The organism is Paracoccus binzhouensis, assembly GCF_016446475.1.
Taxonomy (GTDB): Bacteria; Pseudomonadota; Alphaproteobacteria; order Rhodobacterales; family Rhodobacteraceae; genus Paracoccus; species Paracoccus binzhouensis.
Genome location: NZ_JAEHFP010000001.1, coordinates 41104 through 61608, shown reverse-complemented (window position 1 = coordinate 61608; position 20505 = coordinate 41104). Strand labels below are relative to the sequence as shown.

The following is a 20505-nucleotide window of genomic DNA, read 5'->3' as shown; positions in this document are numbered from 1 at the left end:
CAAACGCAATTGTAAGGACTAGCCCTCCATCGCGGCGATCTCGGCCCGCTGCTGCTGCATGCGCAGGAAGATGCGCCAGTCGCGCTCGCGCCGGGTCTGGGCAGCGGGATCCGGACGGGTGATCCGGGCAGGGCGGGCGAAGCGGGCACGGGCCGCGCCCAGCCCGCCCATCAGCGGCGCGGCGGCGGCGATGGCGGTGCCGCGCAGCACCGCGTCCTCGGGCTGCCAATGGATCTCGGCCCCGATGGCATCGGCATAGAGTTGGCGCAGCAGGGCCGAGCGCGCCTGCCCGCCGGCCATGGCCAGCGCAGCGGGGGCCAGGCCCATATGGGCGATGACCTGCCGGGTTCCCAGCGCGATCCCCACCGCCGCGCGCCAGTAAAGCCCGTCCAGCGCCGCGGGGCTGCCGTCAAGCGACAGGCCGTGGATGGTGCCGCGCATCAGCGGATCGGCAAAGGGCGTGCGGCTGCCCTTGAAATCGGGCAGCACATGCAGGCCCGCGCCCGGCTCGTTCTCGGCCTCGGCAAGGCGGGCCAGGATCTCGTCATGGCTGGCCGGGCGCGGATAGAGCCGGCGGATCCGCTCCAGCAGCGCGCCGGTGGCGGATTGCCCGCCCTCGCTGACCGCCTCGCCGGGCAGGATGGCGCCGGGATAAGGCCCCCAGAGCGCCGGAGCCGCCGCCAGCCCGGTCGCCATGACGCAGTTCGAGGTGCCGGCGATCAGCGCCGGCATGCCCGGCGCCGCGCCGAGCGCACCGGAAAAGGCGTCGATCAGCCCGACGGCGACCAGCGTCTCGGGTTCCAGCCCCAGCTCGGCCGCGCCCCGCGGCGACAGCGGGCCGATGCGGCTGCCCGGCGGCAGGACCGGGCCCGGGCGCGGAAAATCCGCAATGCCGATCCGGGCCAGCAAGTCCGTCTGCCAGCCGCCACGATCGGGCAGCCAGGGCCATTTCGCCACCGCCGCGCAATGCGAGCGCGCCTCGATGCCGGTGGCACGAAAGGCCAAGTGGTCGCAGAGATCGCGCAGCCCCCGCAGCGCCGCCCAGACCTCGGGCCGGTGGCGCCTGAGCCACATCAGCTTCGGCGTCTGCATCTCGGGCGAGACCGAGCCGCCGGCCCGCACCACCACCTCATGCGCGATGGCGCCAAGCTCGGCCGCCTCGGCAAGGGCGCGGTGGTCGTGCCAGGCGATCACGTCCGGGGCGAAGCCCGGCGCCTCGACCACCAGTGAGCAGGTGGCGTCGAAGGCCAGGGCGCGGATCTGCGCCGGGCTGGCGCCGGCTTGGCGCCGCGCCTCGGCCAGCGCCTCGGCCACCGCCTGCCAGATCTCGGCGAAATCGTGCATGGCCTGGCGGTCGGGACCGGCGATGGTAGAAAAGCCGCGGCTTGCCCGCGCGACAAGCCGCCCCTCGGCGGTGAACAGCCCCGCCCGCGCCCGGGCCGAGCCCACATCCACGGCCCCGATCAGCAACTCGCCCACTCCCCTCAGCGCAATCCGGCCAGAGTTTTGGGCAAATCCCGGGCATGGTCAATCAGCGCGTCCGGGTTTTCGGCGGCAAGCTTTTCCGCCAGCCGCGCCTGCCCGGCATGGCTGCCGCCCAGAAAGCCGATCACCCGCATCCCGGCGGCGCGGGCGGCGCGCAGGCCGGCCGGGCTGTCCTCGATCACCACGCAATCGCCGGGGGCGACGCCCAGATGCCCGGCGGCGAACAGGAACAGGTCCGGCGCCGGCTTGCCGCGTGCCACCTGGGTCGCGGAATAGACATGCGGACCGAACAGCGGCGCCAGCCCGGTCAGCGCCAGCGAGAGCGCCAGCCGGTCCGGCGCGCTGGAGGAGGCCACGGCCCGCGGCCCGGACAGCTGTGCCAGCACCTCGGCCATGCCGGGCATGGGCCGCAGGTCGCGGCGAAAGCGGCGGAACAGCGCCGCGGAAAAGCCGGGCAGCGCCGGCCCAAGTTCGATGCCGTGATCGCGCGCCGCCTCGACGATGGTCGAGACCGAGCGGCCGAGGAATTCGTCATAGATGCGCGCGCTGGTGATCGGCGCCCCCAGCCCCTGCAGCAGGATCTCGAGTTCCGCCACCGCCAGTGGCTCGGAATCGACCAGCACCCCGTCGCAATCGAAGATCAGCCCGCGCACCGCCGCCCAGCCCCCGCCGCTAGCCCTTGAGATAGGCGTCGAGCGTCGCCCGCGTGCCCTTGTCCCACAGCATCGCCAGCCAGCGCGCGAAAGGCTCGGCAAGGCGCGGGTCGCGGCCGGTCGCGCCATAGATCTCGGCCATGCCGAGCCAGGCCGAGGGATCCGAGCGCGCCGCCTGCGCCACCCGCGTCAGGTGGTCCCAGTTCGGATCGTTCGGCGCGATGGCGGCGCCGGTGTCGGTCACGCCGGCGCAATAGCGGCACCAGAGCGCCGATTCCAGCGCCAGCCCCGCGACCGGCTGGTCGCGCTCAAGCCGGTGGGCGATGGTCGGCACGATGAATTTCGGCTGCCGGTTCGAGCCGTCCAGGCAGAGCCGCCGCACCGTGTCGCCGATCTTGGGATTGGCGCAGCGTTCGGCGACCTTGGCGAAATAGGCCCGCAGGTCGGTGCCGGGCACCGGCGGCACGGCGGGGATGATCTCGTCTTCCTCGATCTTTTCCAGGAAGGCGCAAACCTGCGCGTCCGCCATCGCCTCATGCACGAAATGGATGTCCAGGAGGCCGGCTGGATAGGCGATCACCGCATGGCCGCCGTTCAGGATGCGGATCTTCATCAGCTCCCAAGGCGTCACCTCGGCGACGAATTCGACGCCGGCCCTTTCCAGCGGCGGCCGGCCGGCCGGGAAATTGTCCTCGAGCACCCATTGGATGAAATCCTCGCAGAAGACCGGGGCCTCGTCGGCGATGCCGAAATCCTCGCGCACCATGCGCCGCTCGCGGTCGCTGGTCGCCGGAGTGATACGGTCCACCATGGCGTTGGGGAAGGCGACATTGGCGGTGATCCAGCCGGCCAGCTCCGGATCGCTCAGCCGCGCGGTCTCGGCCACCGCCTCGCGGGTGACGTTGCCGTTATGGGGGATGTTGTCGCAGCACATGACGGTGAAGGGCACATGCCCGGCGGCGCGGCGTGCCTTCAGCCCGGCGACGATCAGGCCGAAGACGGTCTGCGGCGCGTCGGGGCGGGCGGCATCGGCGGCGATGGCGGGATGCTTCGGGTCGAAATGCCCGGTGGCGGCGTCGATGAAATAGCCGCCCTCGGTGATGGTCAGCGCCACGATGCGGATCGCCGGATCGGCCAGCGTGGCGACGACCCGCGCGGGATCGCCCGGCGCGATATAGTCCACGATCGGCCCCAGCACGCGGGCATCCGAGCGCGTCGCCGATTGCTCGACCAGCGTGTAAAGATAGTCCTGCGCCGCCAGCGTGTCGCGCATCCGCGCGTCGCCCGGCATGACGCCGGCGCCGATGATGGCGAAGTCCTGCGCCAGCCCCATGTTCATCAGCCGGTCCAGATAGGCGGCCTGATGGGCGCGGAAGAAATTGCCGACGCCGAAATGCAGGATGCCGGGGCGCAGGGCGGCGCGGTCATAGCCCGGCACCGGCTGGCCGAGGCGGTCGAGGGTCTGGTTGCAAAGCCTGTCCATCCGAATTCATCCCGGTTCTGTCATGCAGGAAACAGGGCCGCGGGCGCGACCCCGAAGGGGCGGCGCGCTTACAGCGCCAGCCCCTGCTGGTCGAAGCGATAGACCCGGCCGTCCTGCGGGGTCAGCCAGATGCGGTCGCCGTGACCGACCGGGAACTCGCCCGCCGCCCGCGCGACGATGGGGATGCCGCCGTCCAGCTCGATATGCAGGAAGGTGTCCGAGCCCAGATGCTCGGCCACGCCCACGGTGCCGGCAAACTGGCCGCCGGTGGTGGACATGGCGAAATGCTCGGGGCGCACGCCGATGGCATGGGCCCCCATGGCGGCGGCCGCCTCGCCCTCGATGAAATTCATGTTCGGGCTGCCGATGAAGCCGGCGACGAAGCGGTTGGCGGGGCTGCGGTACAGTTCCAGCGGGCTGCCCACCTGCTCGACCCGGCCGGCGCGCAGGACGACGATCTTGTCGGCCATGGTCATCGCCTCGACCTGGTCATGGGTGACGTAGACCATGGTGGTGGCCAGCTTCTTGTGCAACTCGGAAATCTCGACCCGCATGTTCACCCGCAGCGCCGCGTCGAGGTTCGACAAGGGCTCGTCGAACAGGAAGGCCGAGGGCTCGCGCACGATGGCCCGGCCGATGGCGACGCGCTGGCGCTGGCCGCCCGACAGCTGGCCCGGGCGGCGGTCCAGGTAGTCGGTCAGGTTCAGGATGCCGGCCGCGTGCTGGACGCGCCGCTCCTGCTCGTCCGCCGCCATGCCGGCCATCTTCAGCGGAAAGGCGATGTTCTTCCTGACCGACATATGCGGGTAAAGCGCATAGCTCTGGAACACCATCGCCAGCTTGCGCCGGGAGGGCGGCGCCTGGGTCATGTCCTGGCCGTCGATGACGACCCGGCCCGAAGTCACGTCCTCGAGCCCGGCGATCAGCCGCAGCAGCGTAGACTTGCCGCAGCCCGAGGGACCGACGAAGACCACGAATTCGCCGTCGTTGATTTCCAGGTCGACGCCCGGGATGACCTCGACATCGCCGAAGCTCTTGCGGACCTGTTGAAGCGTGATGCTACCCATCGTTCCCCCCTTTCATTTCACCGCGCCGAAGGTCAGGCCGCGCACGAGTTGTTTCTGGCTGAACCAGCCCAGGATCAGGATCGGGGCGATGGCCATGGTGCTCGCCGCCGAAAGTTTCGCGTAGAACAGCCCCTCGGGGCTGGAATAGCTGGCGATGAAGGTCGTCAGCGGCGCCGCCTGCGAGGTGGTCAGGTTCAGGGTCCAGAACGCCTCGTTCCAGGCCAGGATGACGTTCAGCAGCAACGTCGAGGCGATGCCGGGCACCGCCATCGGCGTCAGCACATGCAGGATCTCGTTCTTCAGGCTGGCGCCGTCCATCCGCGCCGCTTCCAGGATCTCGGACGGGATCTCGCGGAAATAGGTATAGAGCATCCAGGTGATGATCGGCAGGTTGATCAGCATCAGCACCACGGTGATGCCGAAGCGCGTGTCCAGAAGCCCCCAGTTTCGGAACAGCAGATACATCGGGATCAGCACCCCGGCGGCCGGCATCATCTTGGTGGACAGCATCCACATCAGCAGGTCCTTGGTCCGCTTGGCCGGCTGGAAGGCCATCGACCAGGCGGCCGGAATGGCGATCAGGAGACCCAAGAGCGTCGAGCCGACCGAGATGATGACCGAGTTCAGGAAATGCCGGAAATAGGGCGAGCGCGACTGCACCTCGGCATAGTTCTCGGTCGTCCAGTCGAAGAACAGGAATTTCGGCGGACTGGCGATGGCGTCGGCCTCGGACTTGAAGCTGGTCAGGATCGTCCACAGGATCGGGAAGAAGATCAGCAGCGCCACGCCCCAGGCCAGGATGGTGAAGCCCCAGCGGCGGGTGTCGGAAATCTTGCGGGCCATGGTTCTTACTCCAGCGTCTTGCCGATCATCCGCATCAGGAAGACCGCAACGATATTGGCCAGGATGACGGCGACGATGCCGCCGGCGGAAGCGCCGCCCACGTCGTATTGCAGCAGCGCCTGCGAATAGACGAGATAGGTCAGGTTGGTCGAGGCATAGCCCGGCCCGCCATTGGTGGTGACCAGGATCTCGGCAAAGACCGAGAGCAGGAAGATGGTCTCGATCAGGATCACCACGGTGATGGCGCGCGACAGGTGCGGCAGGATCAGGTGGGTGAACTTGGCGAAGGCGCCGGCGCCGTCCATCTCGGCCGCCTCCATCTGCTCGCTGTCCAGCGACTGCAGCGCCGTCAGCAGGATCAGCGTGGCAAAGGGCAGCCATTGCCAGGCGACGATCAGGACGACCGACAGCAGCGGATATTGCGCCAGGAAGTCGATGGGCTGCGCACCGATGGCCTTGGCGATCCAGGCGAACAGCCCGTTCACCGGGTTCATGAACATGTTCTTCCACACCAGCGCCGAGACGGTGGGCATGATGAAGAAGGGCGCGATCACCAGGATGCGCACGATGCCCTGGCCGAACATCGGCTGGTCCAGCAGCAGGGCCAGCAGGATGCCGCCGCCCACGGTGATGACCAGCACGCCCCCGACCAGCAGCAGCGTGTTCCGCATCGCCGTCCAGAAGGCGGGATCGGACAGGAAATACTTGTAGTTGGTCCAGCCGATGAACTGTTCCATGCCGGGCGAGAGCAGGTTGTAGCTCTGGAAGCTGAACCACAGCGTCATGGCCAGCGGCACGATCATCCAGCCCAGAAGCAGCAGGACCGAGGGCGCGACCATCAGGCGCGCGAGTGTTTTCTGATGTCGGGTAGCCATCGGCGCGCCTCCTCACGCGAGCGACGAGATTGACGGATGAGGTTTCCGGGTCGGGAAGCAAGGGACGGGCGTGCCGTCCCCTGCGTGATCGTGACCGGGTTACCGGTTGACCAGGCTCACTTCGGATAGCCGGCCTTGGCCATCTCGCGCTCGGCGATCTGCTGGGCCATCTGCAGTGCCTGCTCGACGCTGGCCTGTCCGGCCAGCGCGGCCGAGAACTGCTGGCCAACGGCGGTGCCGAGCGCCTGGAACTCGGGGATGCCCACCCATTGCGTGCCGATATAGGGCACTTCCACAGTGGTCGGGTTCTTCAGGTCGGCCGACATGATGCTGTCGAGCGTGGGCTTCGCGAAGGGCGCGGCCTTCTGGTATTCCGGGTTTTCATACAGCGAGGTGCGGGTGCCCGGAGGCACGTTCGCCCATCCCTCTGCCGCCGCGACCTGTTCGGTGTAAGCCTTGGAGGTCGCCCAGGCGACGAACTTCTTCGCCGCATCCGGCGCGTCGGTCGAGGACGGGATCGCCAGCGTCCAGGCCCAGAGCCACATCTGCGGCTTCGCGCCCTCGGGGGCCAGCGCATAGCCGACCTTGTCGGCCACGGTCGATTCCTCGGGGTTCGAGACGAAGCTGGCGGCGACGGTGGCGTCGATCCACATGCCGCATTTGCCGGTCTGGAACAGCGCCAGGTTCTCGTTGAAGCCGTTCGACGAGGCGCCGGGCGGGCCGGCCTCGGTCATGATGGTGACATAATCGGTCAGCGCCTTCTTCCAGGCCTCGCCCGAGAATTGCGGCTTCCATTCCATGTCGAACCAGGGCGCGCCGTAGCTCGCCGCCATCGAGGTCAGGAAGGCCATGTTCTCGCCCCAGCCGGCCTTGCCGCGCAGGCAGATGCCATAGACCTCGGCGGATTTGTCGGTCATCTTGCGCGCCGCGTCATAGACGAAGTCCCAGGTCGGGCGCTCGGGCATTTCCAGCCCGGCCTTCTCCATCAGGTCCTTGCGATACATGATCATCGCCGATTCGCCGTAGAAGGGCGCGGCGTAAAGCTTGCCGTCCAGCGACAGCCCGTCGCGGATCGGCGGCAGGATGTCGTCGGCGTCGTAATCGGCGCCCATGTCTTCCAGCGGGGCCAGCCAGCCCTGCTTGGCCCAGATCGGCACCTCGTAATTGCCGACGGTCACGATGTCGTATTGCCCGCCCTTGGTGGCGATGTCGGTGGTGACGCGCTGGCGCAGCACGTTCTCCTCCAGCGTGACCCATTCCAGCTCGATGTCCGGGTTCGCGTCGGTGAACGGCTTGGTCATCTTCTGCATGCGGATCATGTCGCCGTTGTTCACGGTGGCGATGGTCAGCGTCTCGGCCATGGCCGGAACGGCCAGCGCCGTCATGGCGCAAGCTCCCATCAGGCCGCGCAGCATCATGCTCATTCGATTGTCCTCCCCTACGGATCAGCATTTGCTAATGCGATGGGCAAATGCTCACACATTCGCCGCGGGGCTGTCAAGCGAAATCGGCGCGGCCCGATACCCGGGACCGCGCCGACCGATGGTTTTTTGCAGGATGGTGGGGTTTCAGCCGCGGCCGCGATAGGGCGGCACGCCCTGGTCGGGGATCCAGACCCCCTCGGGCATGGGGCCGGTCTGCCAGAACACGTCGATGGGCATGCCGCCGCGCGGATACCAATAGCCGCCGATGCGCAGCCAGCGCGGTTCAAGGAATCCGGCCAGGCGCCGGCCGATCGAGACGGTGCAATCCTCGTGGAAAGCGCCGTGATTGCGGAAGCTTCCCAGATAAAGCTTCAACGATTTCGACTCGACCAGCCAGTCGCCCGGCACATAGTCGATCACCAGATGCGCGAAATCCGGCTGCCCGGTCATCGGGCAGAGCGAGGTGAACTCGGGCGCGGTGAAGCGCACGTTATAGGACACGTCGGCCTGCGGGTTCTGCACCCGCTCCAGCTCGGCCTTGTCGGGGCTTTCGGGCGGCACGGTGGCCCCGCCCAGCTGCTTGAGGCCGCTGTAGATCGTCTCGGTCATGCTTCTCTCCGGATGTCAGACGCCGCGCCGGTTGCCCCAGATCAGGACATGCAGCTGCGGCAGGATGCGCGGTTTCAGCCAGCCACAGCCGACCGTGTTCTCGACCAGCCAGAGCAGCCGGTCGGCCAGGGCCTGCGGATCGACCGGCAGGGCCGGATCGGTCTCGGGGTTGCCGGGCTGCAGGTAGAGCGGCAGGTGGGGATGGCGGGCGGCGACCGCGCGCGCCCAGTCCAGGTCGCGCCGGTCGAAGATCACGATCTTCAGCACCCGCTGGCCGGCACCCTCGCCGGCCTTGAGGCAGCGGTCGAAGGCGTCCCAATCGACCACCTGTCCGCTGGAGGGCGGTTTCGGCGACAGCACCAGCATGGACAGGTCCGCGAACCAGGGCTGCGCGACCGAGCCCTGCGTCTCGCAGGCGAACCGATAGTCCTGCCCGCGTCCCAGCGCGATCAGCGGCGCGAAATCTTGGATCGCCGGATTGCCGCCCGAAAGCGAGACGGTCAGCGGCTGGCCGCCGGACAGGCGCCGCACCTCGGCCCAGACGGCCTCGGCGCTCATCGGCCGCCATTCGTGGCGATGGTGGCTCTCCACCGCATGCGGGCTGTCGCACCAGACGCAGCGATAGTCGCAGCCGCCGGCGCGCACAAAGACCGTAGGCTCGCCGATCAGCGCGCCCTCGCCCTGGATGGTCGGGCCGAAGATCTCGGCAATGCGCAGCGTCATGGCCGATACTCGGCCCAGGTCTTGGGCGTCTCGGAGACCCGGACCGCCACCGTCTCGGGCCAGCGCGCCTTGCACCAGTCGTGGAAATGCCGCGCCATGGCCTCGGCGGTCGAGGGGCCGTCCAGCACGTCGTTCAGGTGGCGATGGTCGAAATGCGTGTCGATATAGTGCTTCAGGGCCGCAAGCTCGTGATAGTCGCGCACGAAGCCGTCGGCGTTCAGCTCGGCCGCGGCCAGTTCCACCACGACGACATAATTGTGCCCGTGCAGCCGGGCGCATTGGTGATCCGGCGGCAGATGCGCCAGTTGATGCGAGGCCGAGAAATGGAACTCCTTGGCGATGCGGAACATCAGGCCCGCTCCCGTTCCGCGATGGCCTGCCGCCAGAAATCCGCGTCCTCATAGGCGGTCGGGTCGGGGATGCCGGCCAGGTGGAAGGCCTCGCGCCGCTCGACGCAGGTGCCGCAGCGCCCGCAATGCAGGGCGCCGCCCTTGTAGCAGGACCAGGTCTCGGCAAAGGGCGTGTCGTGGCGGGCGCCCTCGGTGACGATGTCGGTCTTGGTGCGATGCACGAAGGGGGTCAGCAGCCGCAGCTGCGCATAGCCGTCCAGCGCCGCGTCCTGCATCTGCTGGAACGCCTCGGTGAAGGCGGGGCGGCAGTCGGGATAGATGAAATGATCGCCGCCATGCACGGCGGTCGCCACCGCCTGATCGCCCATCGCCGCCGCCATGCCGAAGGCCACGGTCAGCATGATGGCGTTGCGGTTCGGGACCACGGTGATGCGCATCGTCTCCTCGGCATAATGCCCGTCCGGCACCTCGGCGCCGCCGGTCAGGGCCGAGCCGGTCAGCACCGCCCCCACCCCGCGCATGTCGATGACGTGATGCGGCACGTCCAGTCGCCGGGCGGCGCTGGCCGCGAAATCCAGCTCCTTGCGGTGGCGCTGGCCGTAGTCGAAGGAAATCAGGCGCGAAAGCCCGCCCTGCGCGGCGATCATATGCGCCAGCGACACGGAATCGAGTCCGCCCGAGCAGACAACTGTCGTCTTCATGATGTGACCCTTGTTTTGATGACCGGGTAGGCTGCGACCGGTATGGGCGCCCGACATAGCGGGCTTTGACGGGCGGCGCAACCGCCCGCCCCGTCAGTCGGACAGATCCAGCGCCGGGGTTTCGCCGCTGTCTTCCAGGTGCCAGACCGACTGCCAGCGCCCCTCCCGCCGGGCCAGGGTCAGGTAGTTCCGCTCGGCCATGTAGCGGTGGCGCTGGCCGGGCAGCGGGTGGATGCGGATCGGGTGGCCTGGCAAGGGCGCCTCTCCCAGCCCGGCGAACAGGCCCAGGCTGCGCGCATAGGCCTTGGGCGGCGCGCGATGCGAGATACCCGAGGCGACCAGCTGATGCACGCGCTGCGCATCCGGCCCCATCACCGCGCGGGTGGCCAGATGGATCTCGCCCGACAGGGCGGTGACAGGCGCGTGGGCGCGCCAGGCCAGCACCTCGCGCAGCATGCGCTGCCATTCCTCGCGATGGGCGCGGCTCTGCCATTGGTCGCGCAGGTCGTCCTCGTAATGCTGCATGCGCGGGATCGCCATCATCAGCCGTTCCAGAAGCGACAGGCGTGGCCCCAGCAGCGGCACGCTGGAAACCAGGAACACATGCGCGCCCTGCGGCGCCAGCGCCTCGACCGCCCGCCAGCCCGCCGGGCCCATGATACGGTGGCGGTTGCGTTCCGACCGCAGGTCCGGCGCGGCGATGGTCAGGCCCGGCAGCTCGCGCTTCCAGCTGAGGCTGGCGCCCGAGGCGTCGAGGAACAGGTCGGGAATGTCGCTTTCCACCGCGCCGTGCTGGAACAGCAGATAGGTCTCGCGCGCCACGGCGAACAGGGTCCGGCCTATGGCCGAGCGGCTGCGCTTTTCGGGCAGCGAGCCCCAGCCGTCGCAGATGTCGTGATCATCCCAGACCGACAATGTCGGCACCCGCGCCGCCATCCAGGCATAGCCGCGCGCCTGCAGCACATGCAGGTAGCGTTCCACGAAGCGGCGACGCAGATGCTCGGCCAGATCGGCCAATGCCTCGGGGTCGTCAACCTCGGGCGCCTTGTCGGGCCAGTCATGGCTCAGCGGATGGCCCTGCGTCGCCTCGTCGGCATAGACCTGATCGCCACCCTGCAGCAGCAGGGCGAAGGGTGCGCGGGCGTGGTCGCGCGCCAGCCGGGCCCACATCCGGTTGCGCTCCTCGCCGTCGCGGTCCAGATCGCCATTCTCCTCGCCATTGCAGGAGACGAAGGCGATGCGCAGATCGCCGTCGAATTCGGTCGCTACCTCGTAGTGCTCGCCCTCGAGCTCATAGCCCGGGTCGCCGGCGGCCAGGGTGAAATCGTAGCGCCAGGCGGTGATGCCGGCGATGGTCGCGAGGCGCTGCGGCGCGATCTCGGCGTCCGAGGCGCGCAGGCTGCCCGGCACCGCGTCGTCGCCGCGGATCACGATGGCCGCAAGCCGGATGGCCCGACCCTCGATGCCGCGAAAATGCAGGATCGGCCCGGCCTGTGCCGGTTGTCGTCCTTCGCCCACGAATGTTCCTTCCCGGTTTTTGCGTTGCAGCGAGATATAGGCGCGACGCGGCGAAGCGCAATTCGACGGCGGTGCGACAGCGGGAAATCGCTGGCCCTGCAGCAGGGATCAGCCGCCCTGCCCCAGCCTTTCCATCAAGGCCATCGCCGCCTGCGGATTGCGCTGCTTGCAGCCGCTGATGACGTAAAGGAACACGTCGCGCGGCGCGTCAGCATCGTTGTCGCCGACATGGTCAAACCCCTCGGGTCGGCCGCCCGCAGCCCATATCCGTGCCCGCTCTGCCCATAAATCCAGCGCGGCAGGCGCATAGCCCAGCGGCTCGTTCTCGCGCGTGCCCATGATGCGGGCATAGACGAAGGGGGCGGTGGGATCGGCGATCTGCGGGAAATCGCCATCGGCGGAAACCACCGCGGCCACGCCCCGGGCGCGGATCAGCTCGATGAAGTCCGGGCTGCGGAAACTTTCGTGCCGGACCTCGACGACATGGCGCAGCGGCCTGCCGTCCAGAGATGCCGGCAGCAGGTCCAGGAAGGCGGCGAAATCCTCGGGTTCGAATTTCTTCGTGGCCATGAACTGCCAGTTGATCGGCCCCAGCTTGTCGCCCAGCAGCAGGACGCCGCTGTCGAAGAAGCGCGCGATGGTCTCGCCCGCATCGGCCAGCACCCTGCGGTTCGTGGCGTAGCGCGGCGCCTTTAGCGAAAAGACGAAATCCTCGGGCGTCTCGTCATGCCATTTGCGGAAGCTCTCGGGCTTCTGCGCACCGTAATAGGTGCCGTTGATCTCGATCGAGGTGAGCTGGCGGCTGGCATGTTCCAGCTCGCGCCGCTGCGGCAGGCCCTCGGGGTAGAAACTGCCGCGCCAGGGCTCGTAGGTCCAGCCGCCGATGCCGATGCGGATCCGTCCCGCCTTGCCCTTGCCGCCGTCCTTGCTTCCCATGCCGTTCCCCCTTCGCCAGCGCTTCGGGCGCAGCATACACGCAATCGCGCCGGGGCTCAGCCCCGCTTGCGCGTCAGCGAGAACTTGTGCGGAGAGATGCCGTAATGCGAGCGGAACACCTTGGAGAAATAGGAGGAGGAGCCGAAGCCGCAGGCCACCGCCACCTCCATCACGCTGAGATTGGTCTCGGTCAGCAGCGAGCGCGCGTGCTGCAGCCGCACCCGGTTGAGATATTGCAGCGGCGTGGTATCCAGGTAGCGCTGGAACAGCCGCTCCAGCTGCCGGCGCGAGATGCCCAGATAGCTGGCGCATTCGCCCAGGTCCACCTCGTCCTCGACATGCGCCTCGATATAGGCGACGGCGCGGATCAGGTGGTCGTTGCGGGTGCCCAGGCGCACGGAAAGCGAGCTGAGCTGCTCCTCCTCGCCGCGCCGGATCTGGCCCAGCAAGCACATGTCCATCACCGCCTGCATCAGCTCGGTGCCGTAGTAATCCTCGATCAGCTTCAGCGCCAGCTCGGTCGAGGCGACGCCGCCGGCGCAGGTGACGATACGCTCGTCGATGCAGAAGATCCGCCGCTCGGGGGCCAGGTCGGGATGCTTCTCGGTGAAGTTGGGGATGTTTTCCCAATGCAGGGTGAAGCGGCGGCCGTTCAGGATGCCGGCCCGGGCCAGCGCATAGGCGCCGGTGCAGAGCCCGCCCACCGTGCGGCCGTGGCGCCATTGCTTGCGCAGCCAGTCGGTCAGTTCCGGGCTGCATGCTGCATCCGGCTCGACCCCGCCGCAGACCAGGACGTAATCGCTGGCCGGGGCCGAGGAAAGCGCGGCATCGGGCACCACCGGCACGCCGTTCGAGCAGCTGATCGGCTGGCCGGTCTCGGTCAGGACGTGCCATTTGAACAGCAGCTTCTCGGTCAGCTGGTTGGCGACACGCAGGGGCTCGATGGCCGAGGTGAAGGCCAGCATGGTGAAACGCGGCATCAACACGAAGGCGACCTCGATCGGCGCCTCGACGGCGGCCGCCAGCTTCACATGGGCGATGCCCCGCGCGATGTAGCGTTCGCTGTCTTGCGATGATTGCATCACGGCCGTCTTTCCCCGATCTGCTGCGGTCCCTATCGCTCCGCATTGCCACAAAGCGCAAACGGCTGCCATGGGCTTGATGCGGTCGCCCTACCGGGCAGGGATGCGCGGATTTCGGAGCCGTGCCGATTTGTCCCCGCTGACGCGGGGTCATCGGCGAAACCCTGCCGATGCAGGTGAACCATCCGGTTCGGCCCCTCGCCCCCAACCCAGCATTCATGCTTTCCCAGGCAGCCATAATGGGCTAGACCCGCGCCCAGCCTGCCGCGGCCCGGCAGGACCACGCACGAACCGGAATGCTGCTGATCGAGATCCAAACCCAGTGACCCAACCGCTTCATATCAGCCTTTACATCGGTCATCACAAGGTCGGCTCCACCTCGCTTCAAGTCTTTCTGTCGCAGAATTTCGCGCGGCTGGCCCGGGCCGGAATTCTCTATCCCTTTACCGAGATGCGCGGCGCCGCACAGGCCATGACGCGCATGATGCGCGGCGACAAGGCAGAGGTGCTGGGCCCGAACGTCCGTGAACCGCACAGCGCGCTGGCCTATCGAATGATGGCCGACACGACCCGCTTCCAGGTTCCTCAGCAATTCCGCATGCTGCCGCATTCGGGGCAGATGCTGCATGCCATCCGCTCCCAGATCGCCGCGATGAATCCCAAGGGCGTCGTGCTCTGCTCGGAGGCCTTCTCGAATTTCGGCCTCTTTAACCCTGAACTGGTCGACCGACTCTGCAACCAGTTCCCGCAGGCAGGCTTCAGCCTTTATTGCGCCTTGCGCCGCCCGGACGAATACATCGTCTCCTGGCACGGACAGCGCATCAAGGTCAGCGAGCCCTGCGAGCAGCTGCGGGACGGTGCCTGGAAGCAATACCTGTCGACCATCCATTTCGACTTCCGCCTGGCGGCCGAGGTCTGGATGAAACGGGTGCCCGGCGACAACAAGGTTCTGCGCAACTATCGCGACGTGCTGGCCGCAGGCGGTTCCGAGGCCGATTACATCGCCCATTCCGGCCTGCAATTCCCCGACGGCCTCTTGCCTGCCGTCATGGCCAACAAGAGCCTGCCGCTGGCGGTTACCGAGATCGCCAGGCGCGGCAACGCTGCCCTGCCCGGGCCGGAAGCCCACCAACTGGTGCGGTTCCTGCTGGATCTCGACCAGAAGGTCGATCTGGTTCCGAACAGGCAGGTCGAAATGTTCGGCGAATCCGGCCGCCGCAAGATGTATGATCGGTTCCTGCCGATCCATGCCTGGTTGTCCGAGACTACCGGCGGCAAGCCGTTCTTCCCGGATCTCGACGACATGCTGGCCATTCGCCCGATCCCCGAGCCCGAAGCCATGCGCGCGGCACTGGATCAGCTGACCCCGGACCTGACCGCGGCGCTGCCAGAGGCGCCGCGCGATTTCATTGCCATGCTGCGCGCCAGCTTCAAACCCTGAGGCCTGTTCTCCATGACATCCATTGTTTCACAGCCTTTGACGCAGCGCACCCACCACACCCTGCAATCCCTGCTCTGGCCCGAGCGCGGGATCTCGACCGAGCACCTGCTCTATCTGCGGCTGTTCGGGCCTGCGGCCTATTCGGACAGCACACACAGCATCGTCTTTTCGGCCGGCGGCACCGCCGAATTCAACACCGCCGCCAACCTGTTCAACCTCGGCAAATGGCGGCGGCATTGCGCGCTCGAGGATTTGGGATTGCGACTCGAGGGCGAGGGGCGCTTCGAGCTGGTGGTGTTCCAGACTCTGCCGCAGCGGTCCTGGGAACGCCCGGTCAACGAGGTGATCGAGCTGCAGGCCGGCGAGCCTTTCCGGCTGGACCTGACGCCGCTGCTGGAGGCCGAGCCGGTGGGGCTGGTCTATTTCACCCTGCGCGCGCTCGGCGAGGGCAAGCTGACCGGCGCCGCCTGGGAAACCCGGCAGGCTCCGCGCCGCCAGCCTCAGCTGGCCCTGTCGATCACCACCTTCAAGCGCGAGGCCGCGGTCGAGGCCAGCGCCGCTCGGTTCGAAGCCTTCATGGCCGAAACCCCGCTGGCGCCGCATCTGCACCTGATCGTGGTGGATAACGGCCGCAGCGCCGCGATCCGGCCCTCGAAACATGTCACGCTGATCGGCAACGAGAACCTGGGCGGCTCGGGCGGCTTCGCCCGCGGGTTGCTGGAGGCCGAGGCCCGCGGCGCCACGCATTGCCTGTTCATGGATGACGACGCCTCGGTGCATATGGGCGCGGTCGAGCGGACCTGGACCTTCCTCGCCTATGCCACCGATCCGAAAACCGCGGTGGCCGGCGGCATGACCATGGCCAACCACCGCTGGGCGCTGTGGGAAAACGGCGCGGTGTTCGAGCGTCATTGCCAGCCGCAATGGCTGGGCGTCGACCTGCGCAATTTCGACCAGGTCGCGCATATGGAGATGGAATCGACCAAGGACAAGCCGCACAATTTCTATGGCGGCTGGTGGTATTTCGCCTTCCCCATCGCCGAGACGACATACCGCCCCTTCCCGTTCTTCGTGCGCGGCGACGACATCAGCTTCTCGATCGCGAACGATTTCGACATCGTGACGCTGCCGGGCGTGGTCTGCTTCCAGGATGCGGATTTCTCGGACAAGGAATCGGCGCAGACGCTCTATCTCGATCTGCGCAGCCACATCGTCCATCACCTCGCCCTGCCGCAGATGGATATCGGCCTGTTCAAGACGCTGACCATGCCCGGCTGGTTCTTCATGCGCAGCCTGTTCCAGTGCCATTACGAATCCCTCTCGGCGCTGAACCTGGCGGTCGAGGACGTGCTGCGCGGCCCCGCCTTCTTCGCCGAGAACGCCGACATGGCCGAGCGCCGCGCCGCCATCGCCGCCTTCCGCAAGGACGAGGCCTGGAAGCCGCTGACGGGTTCGCTGCCGCGGCCGCGCATCCGCTTCAATCCGCACAGGCGGCTGCCGCGGCTGCTGATGAAGTTCACGCTGAACGGCCATCTGCTGCCCTTCTTCCGGCTTTACGGCAACCGGCTGGTGCTGCAATCCGGCCAGCGCGGCCGCATCCGCGAAACCTGGGGCGCGGCCGAGATCACCTATGTCAGCGCCGACGGCAAGCAAAGCTTCACCGTGCGCCATTCCAAGCGCGCGGCGCTGCGCGAAGGCTGGCGGATGCTCAGGAACGGCATCCGGCTGATGCGCGAATATCCGCGGCTGAAGACCGAATGGCGCAAGGGCTATGCCGAGCTGGCCAGCACGGAATTCTGGACCAGGCGGCTGGAAATCGCGCCCGAGCCGGCCCCGGCCCCGGCCCCCATGGCGGCGCAATAACCGCCGATCCGATAGTCAACTGCCCCGGAGAATTTCATGACGAAGCATTGCCTGATGGTGGGAGCCGGCCTGTCCGGCGCGGTGATCGGCCGCATGCTGGCCGAGGCCGGCCATCGTGTCACCGTGGCCGATGCCCGGCCCCATATCGCCGGCAACTGCCACACGACCCGCGACGAGGCGACCGGGGTCATGGTCCATGTCTACGGGCCGCATATCTTCCACACCGACGATGCCGAGGTCTGGGATTACGTCAACCGTTTCGAGACCTTCCTGCCCTACAAGAACCGGGTCAAGACCACCTCGCAGGGCGCGGTCTATTCGCTGCCGGTGAACCTGCACACCATCAACCAGTTCTTCGGCCAGACCCTGCGCCCGGACGAGGCGCGCGCGTTCCTGGAGGCCAAGGCCGACACCTCGATCAGCGATCCGCAGACCTTCGAGGAACAGGCGCTGCGCTTCGTCGGCCCGGAACTCTACGAGGCCTTCTTCAAGGGCTACACGCTGAAGCAATGGGGCTGCTCGCCGACCGAGCTGCCGGCCTCGATCCTCAAGCGCCTGCCGGTGCGCTTCAACTATGACGACAATTATTTCTTCCACAAGTTCCAGGGCATGCCGGAGAACGGCTATACCGCGATGATCGAGCGCATCCTCGACCATCCCGGCATCACGGTGAAACTGGACACCACCGTCAGCCGCGACGAGGCCGCCGATTACGACCATGTCTTCTATTCCGGCCCGATCGACGGTTGGTTCGGCTACGAGCTGGGCCGCCTGGGCTATCGCACCCTGGATTTCGAGCGCTTCGACTATCAGGGCGATTACCAGGGCTGCGCGGTGATGAATTACGGCGACGTGGACGTGCCCTATACCCGGATCACCGAGCACAAGCATTTCGCGCCCTGGGAAAGCCATGAGGGCTCGGTGCTTTATCGCGAATTCTCGCGCGCATGCGGGCCCGAGGACATTCCCTATTACCCGATCCGGCTGGTGGCGGAAAAGGCGATGCTGGCCGATTACGTCGCCCTGGCCGAGGCCGAGCCGAACGTGACCTTCGTGGGCCGGCTGGGCACCTATCGCTATCTCGACATGGACGTGACCATCCGCGAGGCGCTGGATTGCGGCCGGCGCTACCTGGCCACGCTGGATGCAGGCGGCCGGATGCCGGCCTTCGCGGTCGATCCGTTGTAGTGGTCCGCTGACCCGGCGGAATGCGCGCTGCCGCCACTCGCCGGGCTATTGCCGGGACAGCGCGCCGCCGCCAGGTCAGTTGAGTATTGTTTTTACAGATTGGTGCAGGCCATGATCCATAACCTCCCCATGAACGGCAGGATCTTCACGTTTCTCAACCAAGCGGATATCCTGCCCAAAGAGCCGGCGATCGACAACGATCTGAAGCGGATCAAGCGCATCGTCTTTCACGACAGGCTTCGCGTCTCGGTCAGCACACAGCATTTCGTGCGAAACGACAATGTGATGGTTCTGGGTTCGCTGGGGTACATGAGCTATGCCCATTCCCCGGCGCGCGGCTTTGTGACCGGCGCCTTCTGCTCGATCGCATCGGGGGTCAAGATCATGGGCGACATGCACCCGATCGAGCGCGTCTCGACCCATCCGGTCAGCTATGGCCAGGCCTATCGGCGGAAAGCCAAGGACCAGGGCGCGACCGATGTCAGGATCTTCTCGCCCTACCGCCCGCAACAGGGGTTGACGCAGGTCAACCATGATGTCTGGATCGGCGGCGACGTGATGCTGGCGCAAGGCATCACCATCGGCACCGGCGCCGTGATCGCGGCGCGGGCGGTGGTCACGAAATCCGTGCCGCCCTATGCCGTGGTCGGCGGCGTCCCGGCCAAGGTCATCAAGTACCGCTTTCCCCAGCCGCTGATCCGTCGGTTGCTCGACACGCAATGGTGGACCTATTCGCTCAGGGATCTTGCCGGGTTCAGTTTCGACGATCCCGCCGCCTTCTGCGACGCATTCCAGCGCCGTAAGCACGAGTTCACGCCGCGGCAGCCCAGAATGATCCGGGCTGCCGATATCCTGGCCCTGCGCTGACCGGCGCCGCGCGGCGTTCTCAGACCGCCGGCACGCCCACGCCGCCCGCCGAGGCCGCGCTCAGCTTGATGAAGTTCACCGCCTGATCGCGCAGCGCCGCGGCCAGTTCCTGGCGGGCTGACAGCAGGCTGCGCTCGGCGTCCAGGACCGGGAAGAAATCCGACTCGCCCAGCTCGTAGGAGCTGCGGGTCAGGTTCACCGTCTCGCGGGCGTTCTCGACCAGCCGCGATTGCGCCGAGACGGCGCGGGCGTCGCGGTTGTAGCCGGCCAGCGCATTCTCGACCTCCTCGACCGCGTTCAGGACCGAGGCCTGCCAAGCCAGCCGCGCCTGCTCGGCCCGCGCCTGCGCCGCCGACAGGTTGGCCTGGTTCGCGGCGTTGAACAGCGGCAGGGTGATCTGCGGGCCGAAGCTCCAGGTCTTGGTGCTGCCGCCGCCGATATTCGCCGGCGTGATCGAGCCCGAGAGCGTGAGCTTGGGATAGAAGGCCGCCTGCGCCTCGCCCACGCCGGCGACGGCGGCGGCCAGGTTGCGCTCGGCCACGCGCACGTCGGGGCGCACGCGGATCACCTCGGCCGGCACGCCGACGCTGGCGCTGTAGCGGGCGCGCGGCTGGCCGCCGCTCTTGCGCAGCTGCGCGGCGATCTCGGCGCTGCGCCCGGCGGTCAGCGTGGCGAGCCGGTTCACCGACTGGTCGAAGCCGACCTCCAGCCCCGGCAGCGCCGCCTCGGCCTGGGTCACCAGCTGCTCGGCCTGCAGGACCTCCAGCCGGGTGGCGCTGCCGAATTCGTCCTGGGTGCGGGTCATCGACAGCGAGCGCTTGCGGCTGTCGAGGCTCTGCCGGGTCAGCGCCAGCGCCTCCTGGTAATAGCGCGCATCGACATAGGCCTGGGCGATGGCGCTGGCCACCGTCAGGCGCGCGACTTCGGCCGAGAGATAGGCGGCGTCGAGCTGCGCCGAGGCCCCGGCCCGCGCGGCGCGGTTCTGGCCGAAGAGATCGATCAGCCAGGACACACCCAGCGTGGCCGAGCTGGTCTCGCCGACGCTGCCCGTCTCGCTGCGGCTGCGGCCGGCGGCGCCCGAGGCATCGACCTGCGGCAGGTCGCCCGCGCCGACCAGCCGGGCATTGGCCTGGGCCTCGCGGATGGTGGCGACGGCGGTCAGCACGTCGAGGTTGCGCTTCAGCCCCGCCGCGATCAGCGCGTCCAGCTGCTTGTCGCGAAAGGCCGCCCACCAGGCGTTGGCCCCGGCGCGGCGCGCGGGGGAATTGCCGGCGAAGGCGTTGGCCAGTTCGGCCTTGGGCGCGGTGTAGCTCACCTGCGCGCAGGCGGCCAGCGCGAGCGTCGAGGCCAGCCCGGCCAGGATACCACGGCGGGAAAGGGAAAAACTCTGGGTCATC

Annotated in this window: 19 protein-coding genes; 4 read left to right on the top strand and 15 right to left on the bottom strand. The window is 67.6% G+C overall.

Annotated elements, in window-relative coordinates; translation table 11 throughout:
- Nucleotides 1-18 precede the first annotated feature (18 nt).
- The 14 genes from I9P22_RS00275 to I9P22_RS00210 form a co-directional block, all read right to left on the bottom strand.
- Nucleotides 19-1470 (bottom strand): FGGY-family carbohydrate kinase, encoded by a 1452-nt coding sequence (locus I9P22_RS00275; protein WP_199257443.1) that lies wholly within the window; start codon nt 1468-1470, stop codon nt 19-21.
- 14 nt (nt 1471-1484) lie between these two features.
- Nucleotides 1485-2138, bottom strand: a complete 654-nt coding sequence (locus tag I9P22_RS00270) for an HAD-IA family hydrolase (protein WP_332908981.1) — start codon at nt 2136-2138, stop codon at nt 1485-1487.
- Between the two features lie 19 nt (nt 2139-2157).
- Nucleotides 2158-3621: a mannitol dehydrogenase family protein gene (locus I9P22_RS00265; protein ID WP_199257441.1), complete on the bottom strand. Its 1464-nt coding sequence runs from the start codon at nt 3619-3621 to the stop codon at nt 2158-2160.
- A gap of 68 nt (nt 3622-3689) precedes the next feature.
- Nucleotides 3690-4688: an ABC transporter ATP-binding protein gene (locus tag I9P22_RS00260; RefSeq protein WP_199257440.1), complete on the bottom strand. Its 999-nt coding sequence runs from the start codon at nt 4686-4688 to the stop codon at nt 3690-3692.
- 12 nt (nt 4689-4700) lie between these two features.
- Nucleotides 4701-5531 (bottom strand): carbohydrate ABC transporter permease, encoded by an 831-nt coding sequence (locus I9P22_RS00255; RefSeq protein ID WP_199257439.1) that lies wholly within the window; start codon nt 5529-5531, stop codon nt 4701-4703.
- Between the two features lie 5 nt (nt 5532-5536).
- Nucleotides 5537-6406, bottom strand: a complete 870-nt coding sequence (locus I9P22_RS00250; protein WP_199257438.1) for a carbohydrate ABC transporter permease — start codon at nt 6404-6406, stop codon at nt 5537-5539.
- Between the two features lie 116 nt (nt 6407-6522).
- Nucleotides 6523-7830 carry an ABC transporter substrate-binding protein gene (locus tag I9P22_RS00245; RefSeq protein WP_199257437.1) on the bottom strand — a complete coding sequence of 436 codons (1308 nt, stop codon included), beginning with the start codon at nt 7828-7830 and terminating at the stop codon, nt 6523-6525.
- Between the two features lie 144 nt (nt 7831-7974).
- A complete protein-coding gene (queF, locus tag I9P22_RS00240; RefSeq protein WP_199257436.1) occupies nt 7975-8439 on the bottom strand; it encodes a preQ(1) synthase in 465 nt (154 codons plus the stop codon).
- A 15-nt stretch (nt 8440-8454) separates the two neighbouring features.
- Nucleotides 8455-9162, bottom strand: coding sequence for a 7-carboxy-7-deazaguanine synthase QueE (queE, locus tag I9P22_RS00235; protein WP_199257435.1), 708 nt, complete (start codon nt 9160-9162; stop codon nt 8455-8457).
- Nucleotides 9159-9512 (bottom strand): 6-pyruvoyl trahydropterin synthase family protein, encoded by a 354-nt coding sequence (locus I9P22_RS00230; RefSeq protein WP_199257434.1) that lies wholly within the window; start codon nt 9510-9512, stop codon nt 9159-9161. The genes queE and I9P22_RS00230 overlap by 4 nt, the downstream gene beginning before the upstream one ends.
- A complete protein-coding gene (gene queC, locus I9P22_RS00225) occupies nt 9512-10213 on the bottom strand; it encodes a 7-cyano-7-deazaguanine synthase QueC (protein WP_199257433.1) in 702 nt (233 codons plus the stop codon). The genes I9P22_RS00230 and queC overlap by 1 nt, the downstream gene beginning before the upstream one ends.
- Before the next feature lie 93 nt (nt 10214-10306).
- Nucleotides 10307-11731 (bottom strand): alkaline phosphatase D family protein, encoded by a 1425-nt coding sequence (locus tag I9P22_RS00220; protein ID WP_199257432.1) that lies wholly within the window; start codon nt 11729-11731, stop codon nt 10307-10309.
- Between the two features lie 108 nt (nt 11732-11839).
- Nucleotides 11840-12667, bottom strand: a complete 828-nt coding sequence (locus I9P22_RS00215; RefSeq protein ID WP_199257431.1) for a DUF72 domain-containing protein — start codon at nt 12665-12667, stop codon at nt 11840-11842.
- A 56-nt stretch (nt 12668-12723) separates the two neighbouring features.
- Entirely contained in the window at nt 12724-13749 is a 1026-nt protein-coding gene (locus I9P22_RS00210; RefSeq protein WP_233253100.1) for a GlxA family transcriptional regulator, read from the bottom strand.
- Between the two features lie 79 nt (nt 13750-13828).
- Here I9P22_RS00210 and I9P22_RS00205 point away from each other — a divergent pair, with 79 nt between their 5' ends.
- The 4 genes from I9P22_RS00205 to I9P22_RS24765 all read left to right on the top strand — a co-directional run bounded on the left by I9P22_RS00205 (nt 13829) and on the right by I9P22_RS24765 (nt 19108).
- Nucleotides 13829-15190 carry a hypothetical protein gene (locus tag I9P22_RS00205; RefSeq protein ID WP_199257429.1) on the top strand — a complete coding sequence of 454 codons (1362 nt, stop codon included), beginning with the start codon at nt 13829-13831 and terminating at the stop codon, nt 15188-15190.
- Between the two features lie 12 nt (nt 15191-15202).
- The gene (locus I9P22_RS00200; RefSeq protein ID WP_199257428.1) at nt 15203-17053 is read left to right on the top strand and encodes a glycosyltransferase; all 1851 of its coding nucleotides are present in this window, start codon (nt 15203-15205) and stop codon (nt 17051-17053) included.
- A 36-nt stretch (nt 17054-17089) separates the two neighbouring features.
- Nucleotides 17090-18241, top strand: a complete 1152-nt coding sequence (gene glf, locus I9P22_RS00195) for a UDP-galactopyranose mutase (RefSeq protein WP_199257427.1) — start codon at nt 17090-17092, stop codon at nt 18239-18241.
- Between the two features lie 111 nt (nt 18242-18352).
- Nucleotides 18353-19108: a CatB-related O-acetyltransferase gene (locus I9P22_RS24765; RefSeq protein ID WP_269846608.1), complete on the top strand. Its 756-nt coding sequence runs from the start codon at nt 18353-18355 to the stop codon at nt 19106-19108.
- A gap of 19 nt (nt 19109-19127) precedes the next feature.
- Here I9P22_RS24765 and I9P22_RS00185 read toward each other — a convergent pair whose 3' ends face one another.
- On the bottom strand, nt 19128-20504 hold the full coding sequence (locus tag I9P22_RS00185; protein ID WP_199257426.1) for an efflux transporter outer membrane subunit: 1377 nt from the start codon (nt 20502-20504) through the stop codon (nt 19128-19130).
- Nucleotide 20505 lies beyond the last annotated feature (1 nt).